The organism is Veillonella atypica, from assembly GCF_041431435.1.
GTDB lineage: Bacteria > Bacillota > Negativicutes > Veillonellales > Veillonellaceae > Veillonella > Veillonella atypica.
This window is the reverse complement of sequence record NZ_JAPVXV010000011.1, coordinates 1-15,078: the sequence shown is the minus strand read 5'-3', so window position 1 is coordinate 15,078 and position 15,078 is coordinate 1. Positions and strand designations below refer to the sequence as shown.

General features: G+C 38.6%; 11 protein-coding genes. 1 reads left to right on the top strand and 10 read right to left on the bottom strand.

The features are described 5' to 3' along the window. The 8 genes from O3598_RS09475 to O3598_RS09440 all read right to left on the bottom strand — a co-directional run. Positions 1-972 (bottom strand): inverse autotransporter beta domain-containing protein (locus tag O3598_RS09475; RefSeq protein WP_371452501.1); only part of this gene is annotated, 972 nt, incomplete at its 3' end. Positions 973-1,022: 50 nt separating this feature from the next. After that, entirely contained in the window at positions 1,023-2,261 is a 1,239-nt protein-coding gene (locus tag O3598_RS09470) for an inverse autotransporter beta domain-containing protein (protein WP_287528263.1), read from the bottom strand. A gap of 43 nt (positions 2,262-2,304) precedes the next feature. Next, positions 2,305-3,441, bottom strand: a complete 1,137-nt coding sequence (locus O3598_RS09465; protein WP_316065431.1) for an inverse autotransporter beta domain-containing protein — start codon at positions 3,439-3,441, stop codon at positions 2,305-2,307. A gap of 63 nt (positions 3,442-3,504) precedes the next feature. Further along, complete coding sequence (locus O3598_RS09460; RefSeq protein ID WP_287500986.1) at positions 3,505-4,635, bottom strand: inverse autotransporter beta domain-containing protein; 1,131 nt, start codon at positions 4,633-4,635, stop codon at positions 3,505-3,507. A 510-nt stretch (positions 4,636-5,145) separates the two neighbouring features. Further along, complete coding sequence (locus tag O3598_RS09455; RefSeq protein ID WP_371452498.1) at positions 5,146-6,288, bottom strand: HipA domain-containing protein; 1,143 nt, start codon at positions 6,286-6,288, stop codon at positions 5,146-5,148. 292 nt (positions 6,289-6,580) lie between these two features. Beyond that, positions 6,581-9,415 (bottom strand): isoleucine--tRNA ligase, encoded by a 2,835-nt coding sequence (gene ileS / locus O3598_RS09450; RefSeq protein WP_371452496.1) that lies wholly within the window; start codon positions 9,413-9,415, stop codon positions 6,581-6,583. A gap of 475 nt (positions 9,416-9,890) precedes the next feature. Further along, on the bottom strand, positions 9,891-10,115 hold the full coding sequence (locus O3598_RS09445; RefSeq protein WP_227041244.1) for a hypothetical protein: 225 nt from the start codon (positions 10,113-10,115) through the stop codon (positions 9,891-9,893). Between the two features lie 222 nt (positions 10,116-10,337). Beyond that, on the bottom strand, positions 10,338-11,264 hold the full coding sequence (locus tag O3598_RS09440) for a YiiG family protein (protein WP_371450379.1): 927 nt from the start codon (positions 11,262-11,264) through the stop codon (positions 10,338-10,340). Positions 11,265-11,635: 371 nt separating this feature from the next. Between O3598_RS09440 and O3598_RS09435 the strand changes: the two genes are divergently transcribed. Further along, the gene (locus tag O3598_RS09435; protein ID WP_371452495.1) at positions 11,636-12,913 is read left to right on the top strand and encodes an STAS-like domain-containing protein; all 1,278 of its coding nucleotides are present in this window, start codon (positions 11,636-11,638) and stop codon (positions 12,911-12,913) included. An 83-nt stretch (positions 12,914-12,996) separates the two neighbouring features. Here the strand turns inward: O3598_RS09435 and O3598_RS09430 are convergent, their stop codons facing one another. Together O3598_RS09430 and O3598_RS09425 are read right to left on the bottom strand one after the other, a co-directional pair. Beyond that, positions 12,997-14,184, bottom strand: coding sequence for an oxygen-binding di-iron domain-containing protein (locus O3598_RS09430; RefSeq protein WP_371452493.1), 1,188 nt, complete (start codon positions 14,182-14,184; stop codon positions 12,997-12,999). A gap of 322 nt (positions 14,185-14,506) precedes the next feature. Continuing rightward, entirely contained in the window at positions 14,507-15,046 is a 540-nt protein-coding gene (locus tag O3598_RS09425) for a hypothetical protein (RefSeq protein ID WP_371452503.1), read from the bottom strand. Positions 15,047-15,078: the final 32 nt, after the last annotated feature.

The following is a 15,078-nucleotide window of genomic DNA, read 5'->3' as shown; positions in this document are numbered from 1 at the left end:
GGCATCACGTTTTTTTAATTTATAATACCCTACTCTTACAGCCTCTCTACCACGCCAATTATAATAATCCGCATAGACACGAGCCCAGCGAGCATTTTTAAATGTTCGGGCATAGCCAATATCATAACCTCTAGCCACAGTATTTTCACTTAGAATCCAGTGATTTTCATAATCGACCTTAGCATAATTATAAAGACTGGTATTATCATCTCTACCGTATGGATACAAGCCAGTAGAATCACCCAATCTATTAGTTCGACCAGGGAGCCCTGTATATTTTCTATCATCAGTTCCTAGATTTCGGTACAGATTAGCATGAAATTCATTAAGGCCTGCCACATATTCTACACCGCCACTAACACGCTTATAACCACCTTTAAACACATGGTCATAGAATGCATTAACACCTACATAAGCATGTTCACCTTTACTAAGGCGACGATAGCCAATACCAATATTAGCATTCATTCCTAATGATTCTTCCTTATCTGTTTGCCCGTTATGTACCGTAAACGTCCCTGCCGGTCTATCTGGAACCCAATAGTTATTTAATTTATTAGAGGATATCTTTTCACCACTACGTCCTATACGCCCTTGTACGAAGATAACACTTTTAGCATTTTCATCATAATGAGTTACAGGTTGTAATGTCTCAATGTATAACTTGTTAAGTTCTGTAGATTTGGATTTATCAGAAGTCCCCACAATAGGATGATTTTCCCAAGGCTTAAAATTATGATATTGATGACTTCTCGACTCTTCAGAATTTTTCATACCAACGCCGATTACCACATCTGTACGGTCCATCCAGCTAGAACGAACGGCCTCTTTCCTAGCCGCATTGGATGCAATTGTTTGTGACGCAGAATCTAGTCCATTTACATCTTGAATCTCTGCTGCCATTCCTATTGTAGATATACTGAAAGCCATAGTACCCAAAACCATAGCTTTCAATAATAATTTACCTGACATTATATATAGTCCCCTCTCATAACAATGATAAAACTAACATTTTCTCCATATTATAAATGATCGATAGGTGCTAAATAATCGTATTCAATATCATCAAAGGATTCTACAATCATGTCTTGACGACGTACCTTATCTAGCATTTTAGAGCGAGCTGTAGTAATCGTATCATCACTATGCTTGCCACCCCAGAAGGCAAATTTAGATGTACCTAATGTATATTTCACAGTACCATACATCCCCTTTGACATATTGTTTGCATTGTTATACCCAATATCTAAGGATATATGTGGTGTTAACTGTAATTCAGCACCGATTTTAATACCCTTATAGTGGTTTGCATCCCGCACAGAAAACCATGGTACGGACCAATGGCCTGGACGTCCCCAATTATAATTTTGTTCATGGCCAAAACCTTGCCCCTTCCAGCGATATCCATTTACATAGGCATGAGCCCAACGAGCATTCTTAAAGGATCTAGCAAAACCGATTTCATAGCCGCCTAGTGCTCTACCGCCTTTGTAGGTATAATAATTCTCACTAGGAATCGTATGGTATGGGAAATCTGATGGATAACCATTAGGATACAAACGTTTAGGGTATGGATTACCACCACCACCTTTTACAAGGTCCTTATCCCCAAGCCCTCTGTACACATTGGCATATACCTCATTGAGTCCATTTACATACTCTACACCACCGCTAATACGATTGTAATTGCCTGTGAAAGCTCGATCAACAAATGCATTGACACCTACATAGGCATGTTCATTGCGGCTAAGACGTCGATATCCAATACCAACCGCGCCAATAATTCCTAATGTTTCTGATGATTTTTCATCCGTATTTTTTTTGGTGTAACTAGATAGCTGCCCATTCCTAAGTATTATAGGTTCATTAATAAAATAGCCCCTCATCTCTTTTGATGCTATTTTCTCACCGCCACGTCCAATACGCCCCTGTACAAACAGAACACTTTTACTATTCTCATCATAATGAGAAATAGGGTGCAATGTTTCTATATAGGCTTTCGTTAAATTACCATAATCAGACTGCTTATTATAGATTGAATTTTGGTCATCCGTTAAAAAATGTCCTTTATCTAATTTGGACTGACCTCCGGTCTGTACACCTACAGCAATATCCGTGCGATCCATCCAATTAGATTGCACAGCATCATGTCTTGCTGTATCGCTTACTTGTTGGGCTACATCGGTCGCTCTCACTACGGCACTCATGCTACACACTATGACACCTAGAATCATAGATGTTAATACTAACTTACGTTTCATTAGTAAATCTCTCCCCTTTGATTTTTATAAAAAATCATCAATTTTATAAATTATCCCAAGGCACTACCACCCAATACTCTTCATAACCACGGCCAATCATCATAGGGCTGCGTTTTACCTTGTCTAACATTCTATGGCGCGCATTTGTAATGATATCCTCACTATGTTTGCCCCTATGCCATGCAAATTTGGATGTCCCCAACGTATACTTGATGAAACCATAAGCACCACTAGTATACTTACTATCCGATGTGTATCCTAAGTCCAATGATACATGTGGCGTAACTTGCAATGTTGCCCCCACTTGCACGCCATTACTTTTACCCGCCTCAAAAACCTTTAACGGACCATCTGATCCATAAGATGCAACCTTAATGCCAGACCAATGATAAGCATCTACATATACACGAGCCCAACGAGCATTTTTAAATGTTCGTGCGTAACTCACATCATATCCAGATAATACCCTGCTAGTTTTATATACATCATAACTAGCAGTACCACCATTTAGAGGGAATGGAAAATAATCAATATGTCTTAAATCTACTTGATAGTGTTCACTTTTTATACCGCCTAACCCCTTATATACATTAGCGCGGACTTCATTAAGACCTGATACATATTCTAGGCCACCACTTATACGGTTATAATTTTGGGAAAAAGCATAATCATAAAATGCATTTACACCTACATAAGCGTGTTCACCTTTGCTGAGACTTCGGTAACCTACACCTACATTAGCTACAGTTCCCAATCTTTCAGTCTTTTGAGACTGGATTGGTACATTAGTCCCTTCCCCCTTACCTGTAAGTGGGTTTAACGGATACCACCAACCGCTTGCACCATGGTAATATCTAAACTCATGAGCTTCTCCACCTCGGCTATCTATATCACCTTGTGCAAAGAGTACAGACTTAGAATGCTCATCATAATGAGTTAAGGGCTGCAATGTACCCACAGATACTTGCATACCGGTCTTAGCTTGTGAGCCCACCTTAATATCCGTACGGTCCATCCAATTAGAACGAACAGCTTCATGTTTAGCCTCATTCACTTCTGTAGCAGAAGCTATGCTACCTTGTCCAGGCCCATTTTGAACAGTTGCTGCAAAACCTGTAGAACTAAATGCACATACTACAGCCCCTAAAACCATTGTTTTTATCATTAATGTCTTGCTCATTTAAATTACTTCCCTTTTATTACATGCCTGAATTAAATATCTATATGTAAAACTACGGTAGTATCATAAATGATCATTAGGTTTTACATACCAATCTTCTTCATATGTATGGCCTATTGTTAACGGACTACGATCTACCTTATCTAGCATTCTAGCGCGAGCATTTGTAATAGCATCATCACTATGTTTACCACCATGCCAAGCAAACTTAGAGGTACCCAATGTATATTTAACAAATCCATAGGCACCACTAGTATCTTTGCTATCCGATGTATAGCCTACATCTAGCGATACATGAGGCGTTACTTGTAATGTAGTTCCTACTTTCCATCCATGACTGTTGCCAATTTCAAGCGTTTTCAATAATGCATTGCTATGATTAGGCACACTAAGACCATTCCAATGATATACCGTCGCATGTACACGGGCCCAACGAGCATTTTTAAATGTACGAGCATAACTTACATCATATCCAGATAATACCTTTTGAGATGTATGTGGCATATAGTAAGCAGGGCCCCCAGCCAAATTAAATGTGAAGTACGATGGCGGTAAATGTATCATATCAGATTGCGATTTCACACTCACTAAACCTCTATATACATTAGCACGGACTTCGTTAAGACCTGATACATATTCTAGGCCCCCACTTACACGATTCGCATTCTCGGAGAAAGCGCGATCAACGAAGGCATTAACACCAACATAGGCATGCTCATTCTTACTAAGATGGCGATACCCTAAACCTACATTCGCTACAGTACCTAATGATTTCGCATGTTCATATTTTTCTGCCATATATCGTTGGTCACCTTTACCTGTTACAGGGTTATAAGGATACCAAATCTCATGATATCCGTGATAGTAACTAACAGAATGCTCTTGGCCACCTCGACCAATACCGCCTTGTACAAACAATACGGACTTGGAGTTCTCATCATAATGAGTTAATGGTTGCAATGTTTCTATAGACACTTGTGTACCCACTTTAGACTGTGTGCCAACCTTAATATCTGTGCGGTCCATCCAATTGGATTGCACGGCATCATGTTGTTCCGTGCCTTGTATATTTTGTTGTGTATTGGTTGCATCTTGTATATGTGTAGACTCTACACCCGCTGCAACTCCAATAGCACTAATAGAACAAGCTATGGCTCCAAGAACCATAGCTTTTACAACTAATATTCTTTTCATGTCTCTCATTCTCCCTCTATATGTAGTTCTAAGATGTATATTCATCTTTATTTCATTTTTATTATATGTATATATTTAGATATAGTCAACGAAAGAGCCTACATTTAAACCAACAATAAATATCGTTTAAATACTAATACTGTATAGTATATACATCAAATATACGTAAACATAGACATAAAGAAAAACCCTCAAAGCTGAGTATACATACTCAAGCTTTGAGGGTTTATGAGGGTTTTGGGAACTTTATTATTTAAATAAAGGCAATAATGCGTTTACCAAACCAGTAAGAGCAGTCATAACAGCTTTAATGATTGTTACTACCATTGCATATTCCTCCTTCTCATACACTCACTTACTAAACTAACTATAAATATCATAAACGAGTATTTTAACTCTAATGTGAAACGAGTAGATTTTTACACATAAAGCTTTCATGAGGAAAATCGGGCGATAACAATTATCATCACACATTCGAGGAGAATGGTAGCATACAATGAGTTCATAAATCTAAAAAATTTTTAATTTTTTTGCTCGTTCTTGTATCAATTGACCAATCATATGTGCACGATCCATACCAAACTCCGGTTCTACCAGTTGATTATATCTATGTTCTACAATCTCCATACAATGATTCATAATACCATCCCAGTCTACTTTCACAGCAGATGATACATGTTTCAATTCCAGCGTATGAGTCTTGTTAAAAGCTACGGACATATCCGTATTACGATTGCGCATAACAGATGCCGCTTTATACCCCAAGGAGTTTCCGTTATCAAAAATAGGCGCAAGGCCGATAAATTCTAGACTTTCACTATCACGAAGAGCACCAAAATTCCCCCAATGACGATCCTCATTAGCAATGAGCGCATCAAGCACAATCATTTGTTCTAACTGACTCGTCACATCAGTAAGACCAAATGAATGCAACTGATTCACGTAATGCGCGTACTCACTCACATCGTTAGATTTCGTGTTAGACGTCAATTGCCATGCAGGAATATATTCTACATTTCGATTCGTAAAACAGTCGCAAACCGATACATTCTCAGCTTCATCCGACATATAATCCAAATAATACGTTATATAAGGTACATCAAAGTACGCCAATACATCACTGACGACGGCCTCATTAAATGGTTCCTGTTTAAAGGTCAATTCGCCCGCTTTTGAAAGCAAAATTTCATCTCCGCGGTGCAACCAAATCTGACGCAATGTCCCATTATTCGATGTATTCGGCGTCCGACGCCACGGATCATATTGATGTAATGTATCAATAGCCCCTATTAACACTTGATCATCAGGAATGGGATTATCATAAAAATTTACATCAGACCAAGTCACCGAGCTATCACAAGGTTTAACCCAATAATGATCAGAAATACTCACCATGTACGATCGCATGGACAGTTCAAACGCATCTTTTGCCTTATACAAGGCCTTAATAACATCATAATTAGAACGACTTTGCGGAATAAATCGATGGTCAATAAATTCATTTAAAGCACGTTCCCTATTATGAGGCTGCCCAAGCATATTAACAGGTACATGAGCCGCATTCAATACATCAATAATACGGGCCCAATTTCTATCATCAAAAATAGCAAACTGTAAGACAGGTACATCCCTATGCATTAACATAAATTGCATGATATTCCCTCCCTTTACTAGCAGCCAATATTTCCATCATTGTAACACAAAACAAAAACACCAGAAAAGCACTCTAATAGCGAATGTAGTTTAAACGCCAATAGAAATATCCCCTTTAGAAGGCGACTTTTGACCTTTCCCACGTAGAAAGGTTCTATAATAGAGAATGCAGTTTTTAGACTAATAAAAATATCCCCTTCGAGAAGCGACTTTGGCTAGACCGCTAGGTCGTTAAAGCCGGTGGAGCTTATCGGAGGGGATATTTTTTATATAGTGTTAAAATAAGTCGCTATTAGAGAGCTTTCACTACTTCTGCACAACGATGGCAAAGTGTAGGGTGTTCGCTATCTTGGCCTACTGTATCGCGGTGGATCCAGCAGCGTTCACATTTTTCAAGTTCAGATGGAGCAACTACTGTTGCAATGCCCGTTTCTTCGTCTTTTACAGCCTCTGCTGGTGCAGCGCCATTGACGATGTGAGCTTCGGATACGATAACAAGTTTAGCTAAGCCTTCTTCACCAAGAGCATTCAATGCGTCGAATGCAGCACCTTCAGCGTATACTGTAACGGATGCATCCAATGGGTGACCGATTGTTTTATTTTGACGAGCAAGTTCTAATGCTTTTTGTACGGATGTACGCAAGTCTAACAATTGGCTCCATTTATCAGCCAATTCTTGGTTGAAGTGTTCAGGATGACCTTGTGGCCAATCTTGAAGCATAACGGATTCAGGCATGCCGTCTTCTTTAGGCATGTATTTCCAAACTTCTTCTGCTGTGAAAGAAAGTACTGGGGATACCATGGCTACCAATGTTTTCAAAATTTCGTACATTGCTGTTTGAGCAGAACGACGAGCTACGTTGTTTTTGCTTTCAGCATACATAGTATCTTTCATTACATCAAGGTAGATGGAGCTCAAGTCTACTGTGCAGAAGTTATGAATTGCATGGTACAACATGTGGAATTCATAGTTTTCGTACGCTTCAGTAACCTTTTGACGTACTTCTTCTAAGCGCAACAATGCCCATTTATCGAATTCGGACATATCTGCGTAAGCCACTTTGTCAGTGTTTGGATTGAAGTCATCCAAGTTGCCTAATAAGAAGCGGAATGTATTACGGATCTTACGATATACTTCGGATAATTGTTTTACGATGTCTTTGGACAAGCGTACGTCTGCTTGGTAATCTGCGGAGGATACCCACAAACGCATAACATCAGCGCCATATACGTCGATGATGTCGCTAGGAGCTACTGTATTACCTACAGATTTAGACATTTTGCGACCTTCGCCGTCCACAACGAAACCGTGAGTCAATACAGAGTTGTATGGTGCTTTACCTGTTGTTGCTACGGCAGTTAACAAGGAAGAGTTGAACCAACCGCGATGTTGGTCAGAACCTTCAAGGTACATAGCACATGGTACATCTAAGCCGTTAACTTCAAGTACGCCAGCCCAAGAGGAACCAGAGTCGAACCATACGTCCATAATGTCTGTTTCTTTTTTGAACTCATCATGACCGCAATGAGGACATTTGAAGCCTTCTGGCAATAATTCTTTTGCACTGTGAGCCCACCAAGCATCAGAGCCTTCTACAGCTACTTTTTCTTGTAATGCTTTGATAGTATCATCGTTGATGATGTGCTCGCCGCAGCTTTCACAATAGTAAATAGGAATTGGCACGCCCCAAATACGTTGACGGGAAATTACCCAGTCACCACGATCGCGAACCATGTTGAAGATACGATCATGGCCCCATTTAGGAATCCATTGTACTTGATTGTCGATTGCATCAAGCGCTTGTTGACGGTATCCATCTACAGAGGAGAACCATTGTTCTGTAGCACGGTAGATAACAGGGTTTTTACAACGCCAGCAGTGAGCGTATTGGTGACGCAAGCTAGATTTGTGAAGCAATGCATTGTTGTGCGCCAAGATTTTGATTACAGGTACCTCTGCATCGTGGATTTCTACACCAGCCAATGGGAATTCAGTATCACCATAACGGTTGTCATCCACTTGTTTAGTGTAGTTACCAGTTTCATTAACAAGAGATACGATAGGAAGTTCAGTTTTGCCTTCCTTGTTATAACGCATAACGATGTTAAAGTCATCTTCACCGTGTGCAGGAGCTGTATGTACGCAACCAGTACCTGCTTCGAGTGTTACATGGTCACCACACAATACTGTAGCATTACGTTCAACAAATGGATGTTTGAATTCAGCCAATTCTAAATCTGCACCAGAGAAGCGATTTACGATTTCGTAGTCTTCGATACCGATATCTTTCATAGCCGCATCAACGAGTTCAGTAGCCATCAAGTAGTATTCGTCACCTACTTTTACCCAACCATATTCAAGCTCTGGGTTAACAGAGATTGCTACGTTAGCAGGCATTGTCCAAGGAGTAGTTGTCCAGATAACAGCAAATGCTTGTTTTGGATCTACGCCAGCTGGCAATGTTACCTTTTTCTCGGATACGTAAGGGAATTTTACGTAAATGGAGAAGGATTTTTTCTCAGCGTATTCGATTTCTGCTTCTGCCAATGCAGTTTCGCAGTGTGTACACCAGTATACAGTTTTAAGGCCTTTATAGATGTGGCCGCGTTTTGCCATTTCGCCGAAGATACCAAGTTGTTTAACTTCAAACTCAGGGCGCAATGTCAAATAAGGGCGTTCCCATTCGCCTAATACACCAAAGCGAATAAAGTCTTGTTTTTGGTTTTCTACGCATTCTAATGCATATTCCTTACATTTGTTGCGCAAATCAAGAGGCGCCATTTCATGACGATTAAGACCAGTATTTTTAATAACCGCATGCTCGATTGGCAAACCGTGCGTATCCCAACCAGGGATATAGCGAGTATAATGACCAGTCATTGTTTTGTATTTCATGATGATGTCCTTCAACGTTTTGTTGAGGGCATGACCGATGTGCAATTTACCATTTGCGTATGGAGGGCCATCATGCAAGATGAAAGGTTTTGCGTCTTTACGCAATTCCAAACGTTTTTGATAAATTTTGTTGTCTTCCCAGAACTTTAAGATTTCTGGTTCGCGCTTAGGCAAATTGCCGCGCATTGGGAATTCTGTTTCAGGCAAATGTAACGTCTTACCGTAATCCATGATGTGCTCCTTTTACATAAAAAAATCGCCCGTCCCCGAAGGGACGGACGTAATATCCGTGGTACCACCCTACTGACCTTCTATGAAAGCTAGAATATTCCGAGCATACGAAATAACTAGGCTTCAATTTGTGAAAGCCACTTAGACATATAACGGTGTTCACCGGCAGGGTTCCTGCTTGCTCCAAAGTGATCCGCACATCTCTAGATTTCCAAACCTTTCAGCCCATGAGTTTGGTCTCTACTAAATCCGTCTGAGACGTGCCGTCTTTTTCAACGCAATATTCATATAATAGATAATTATAGGGCTCTCGAGGGTAGATTGTCAAATATTTCATTACCTAATTTTACAAAGATTTTAAAGTCTTAATAAAAATAGCAGTGACTACTGATGTAACCACTGCTAAAGCTATAAAACAAACCATCTGTATGTGAGCATTACAAAATAATCATTTTATATACGACTATTCTTTAATTTATTTTTTGTTTGAATTAGGTTTTATACCTAATTCCTCTTCTTGTTCATACATTCGTTTTGTCTCTTTTTTCAATAATCGATCATAGACCTTATTACCGGTTTCTACATTCACTGCAATATCGGAATCATCTTTTTTATCCATATGTAACTCGTCTAATAATTCATTAGCACGCTTTTCTTCTTTATCCAATAATTTTTTCTCTATTTTTTTTGCCATGGACATAGTTGCGCCCTCCATTCAAAAAATAATAAAACCGTTACTCTATATGATTATTATATCTTAAAACGTTCAATATTATAATCAAATTGATTTGATAAAAACACTATAACTAACATATCAGATAAATACAATCATTTCCAGCTTTATATTCACTAAATATTATATATTTATTACTACCTCGGCGCAACGGTGGCATAATGTAGGATGTTCACTATCTTGACCTACTTATAACTCTTGCGGCACATACGGCTTCTGCACAGAATCTAATAATGCAAAATTCATTGGACTACTTACCATTTCATTATATTGCTCAACCACAGCTTCTTCCGTTTCACTACGAGGATCAGCAATAAAATCCTCAATCGCTTTATCAAGATGTTTCTTTTGTTCTAAACGATTCTGAGCCTCGGCAGCAGTAATCTTTGCCCCAATCCCATCGGCGGCTTCTTTCTGTGCTTTCACCCATTGGAAATCACTATCCGATTTATGCTCTACAATATGATCTACTATACCACTATAGATAAGCATCATTTCCGTCATATTAGCGCCATTCGTCTGCCCATTGTTGCGCATCAGCTTAACAAGACGTTCACCCTCCTGCTTGTGATAGGTATTAACAATTGTGTCTAACGCATCATATTTCGGCCTAAATTCATCTATTAATGTTGAAAGTTTCTCCAATTGCGTCTGGGCAAATGCATAATTATCTGATTCATAGCGCTTTTCTTTATAATACGTATCTAACTCTTTTACAGCCACCACAACGTCGTGCAATACCGGTAATAAAGCATCTGTAGCCGCTTCCAAGTCACTATGTGTATGCCCTGCTCCCCGTGCAGCAATGAGTTCTTGCTCAAGGCGTTCGTAATCTCGCACCTTAAACTCAGCTAACGGTGCATTTTGCCGTGCTTGCTGCACCGTTTCTACATGTTGATGACTATATTTTACACTCGTGAAATTAAACTCATTTGTAGCAGCTAAATAAAATTTAAAAACACGCCAGATTTCCTTCTCACTATCGCTTTGCGTAGCTTTCACCTGACTGCTATTCTTTAAATTACCCATATTAAACTCACAGCCACTTACAATGCCTACACTCGCTGCAATACACATAACTAAACCTAGGCGGCGCCACCAGTTCTGACAACTCATCTATCTCTCCTAAATGCTCTACATTCCCATAAATTAATATTACAGATATTGTATAAAATTAATACATCCAATTCAAGATGAGGAAATAGCTGGACATACAGAAGAATGAAACTACTTCGGAACAGTATGATAAAACTGCAAAAATCATGAAATAATAGTAGATATGTATCAATAAATCATAATAGCTATATTTCTCTTGTTTTTACAAACATTAGTTCTATAATATAGATATAAGAAAACCCCATACAAAGTACGGGGTCAACTGAGACAACCGAGAGACGAACATTCCGCTCTTTAATGTCTCTAGGACGTTATCTTTAAACAAAGTATATCAACAACATATACCTATGTCAACGTAAAGGAGAGAGAGCATGAACACAACAGGTATGACAAAAGAAAAACTTCTAATCGTAACATTACCAAATACATTAACATTTAAACACAAGGGGATTATCGGCTTTGATAATATTCTTAAATTATTTAGATGGGATCACGAAGGTAACTCAGTAACAATTGATGCAAGACAATGTAAAATGGCGGATTATCAGTCTTTAATTCTACTAATTCAATATATATGGTATCTAAAAAGAAACCATGTATATGTGAATTTGAGATATACAAAAAATACTCAATTTTATAATATGTGGAAAAATATTGATGGCAAGGGTTGTTTTAACGTTCTAGACAATACACAAGACAATTTTCACTACGTTTACAACAAGCCCATCTTCGCCATTAAATACAAAGATCATAATATTACGCAAATGCTAAATACAATTCGTGATTACGCTATGGACTTACCTACAGATTTAATTAGAGGATATGAGGATGCAGTTCGTTATATCATATCCGAACTAACATATAATGCATTGGAACATGGTTTCAATCCTCAAATTCCTTCTCTATTACAATTTAACTGGTATCGAGATAAAAACCAACTATCATTTATTCTTGCCGACCTCGGTATTGGTATAAAAAACCATTTAGAACAAACCTATGCACCTTTCACAAACAATACAGATGCCATCGCTATGGCACTAGAGCCTGAAATCTCTGGTACATTTGGCGTCAACGTAGGACCTTATAAACAGCAAAACAATGCTGGCATGGGCCTTTACTTATCTAGTAATCTTGGCAAAACATTAGAAGCAGATATGTATATCGTATCGGGCGATGGTGTCGCACATATTTCTCCACTAGATGTAACATACACAACGCTAAACAACTCTTGGCCCGGCACATTTATATACATGACCATTGGTTTTGATAGATTAAAAACATATGACCTTCATAAACACCTAGAGGATTTCAGAAAACACGCTACCGAAACTGTAGCTAAACGAAATAATATAGTCCGCGCTCCCGAATTGTATATTGATATGTACAACTATTGTGGAGAACGATGTGAAGTCAAATTAGAGGCCATTAATCTTAGAGAGCGAAAAATTATTCCGGCTATACAAAAAGGAGAAACCGTAATCCTTGATTTCTCTCACGCTATAACAGCTACACACAGCTTCTTAACCGCTTTATTGGCAGATCCAATTAAAATTCTAGGACTCAAATCGTATAAACAAATCAAGATTATAGGAGCTAATGAAACCATTCGGACAATTATAGATTTTGTGTTTGATACATATACTAACTAGAAGCTACTACATAAAAAAGGTGTACCAACACGTTGATTTGTGTTGGTACACCTTTTTTAATGCCCTACCATATGCTTAAGATATTATGCTAGTAAGGCTTTTACAAGTTCTTCTGCTTTACCAAAATCATCTACATCTGGGTTCCAGTTACATTTAATTTCAGGTTCTACCACGGAGAAACCATATTTAGTTAATTCTTTACGAAGTACCTTCGTAGATTCACCGGACCATCCATAGGTACCAAATACAGCAGCCTTTTTATTTTTGAACTTCAACTCACGCAAGAAGTCTAACCACCCCGCTACAGAAGAGATAACACTATTCCCTACTGTTGGGGATCCCACAGCAATCGCTTTTGATTTGAATACTTCTGTCATGATGTCGTTTTTATTTGTTTTACTGATGTTAAAGATCTTAACCCGTGTATCAGGAGATTGTTTAGCAATCTCATCGGCAATTTTATGGGCTAATTTCTTTGTACCATCCCACATAGTGTCATATACGACTGTAATTTGGTCTTCTTGGTATGCTTGAGACCACTCATAGTATTTCTCTACGATTTGCAATGGGTTTTCACGCCAAATTGCACCATGGCTAGTAGCGATAATATCAATTGGCAAGTTGAGCTTTTGAATTTCTTCAACCTTAGCTTTTACCAATGGAGAGAATGGATTCAAAATATTAGCGTAATATTTCATCGCCTCTGCCCATAGACGACATTGATCAGCCTTATCGGCCCACAATTCTTCTACCGCAAAATGTTGTCCGAACGCATCGTTAGAGAACAAAATATTGTCGCCAGTCATATAGGTTGCCATAGAGTCAGGCCAATGGAGCATGCGCATTTCTACGAATACCAAAGATTTACCGTTGCCGATATCTACAGAATCACCTGTCTTCACAGTTTTAAAATTCCATTCTGGATGATGATATTGACCAACCAAGGACTTAACGGCATTTTCTGTGCAGTAAATCGGCGTATTAGGGATTTTTTCCATCAATGCTGGCAAGGAACCGCTGTGATCGACTTCGCCGTGATTACATACGATAAAATCAATTTTATTTAAATCAATTTCAGATTCCAAATTGTCTATAAACTCTGAGGAATGAGGTTTCCATACGGTATCGATGAGGACGGTTTTCTCCTCTTCAATCAAGTACGCGTTTTGACTAGATCCATTATTAATACTGTAATCAGAGCCGTGGAATTCTTGCAATTCCCAATCAATTTTACCAACCCAAGACACGTTATTTTTTATATGCTTTCTCATAATAACCTCCATAATTCTTGTGAAAGTCTTTCACAATTAACAATATGTATGGCCTATGTGGCATCTGTGTATATGTACCTATCTATATACCTATGCATATATCACAACTCGGTCATTAACTGTGGTTTTATTATACCCATATCACATTGATAAGTCTGTATCTGCAGGTACAGATTTGATAATTATTCTAAAAAACCACTCATAGATAATCAAATTCTATACATTAGCGTACAATAGATTTCCTATGAGTGGTTACGAGCATATGTAGTTTTAATAGCGGGTTGTTTATTATCTAGCTTAAATAAGCTAGAATAACGTCCGATTATTTATTCTCAGGCTTAGATAATCCTGGGATAGCTTTATAGATATATAACGCAATATATCCATCAACTATACTATGAATGATGGTCCCGCCACCAACAAGGACAAATACGACGTAGATAAGATCGATATTTGGCATCGTAGTCGTAGTATAGAACAAGAGGCATGCTAATACTTCACCGATGGCGTGAACGATGGCACATACAAGGTTGAACGTAGCAAAGGATAGAGCCCCAGTCAATACGCCTGGATGATGTTTAATATAATAGGCCCCCATCAAGGCAAAGATGATATGAGATGCAGCGCGCATAACGATAACGATAGGGAAGCCAGCTACAAAGAAACCTAGCGTAGAGCCTATAACAACACAAGCAGCCATCTTACGAGACAAGAACATAGCCAGGAATATAGGCACGTGACTCGCTAGTGTATACGATGCCGGCGGAATGACAACTTTCAGAGGCATCATAATAGGAATCATGATAGCTAATGCCATCAATAAAGCAGTAATAGTTAAATTTCGATATATGGAAGAATTCATAAAGGCGTCCTTTGAAATATATTGCTCAATAA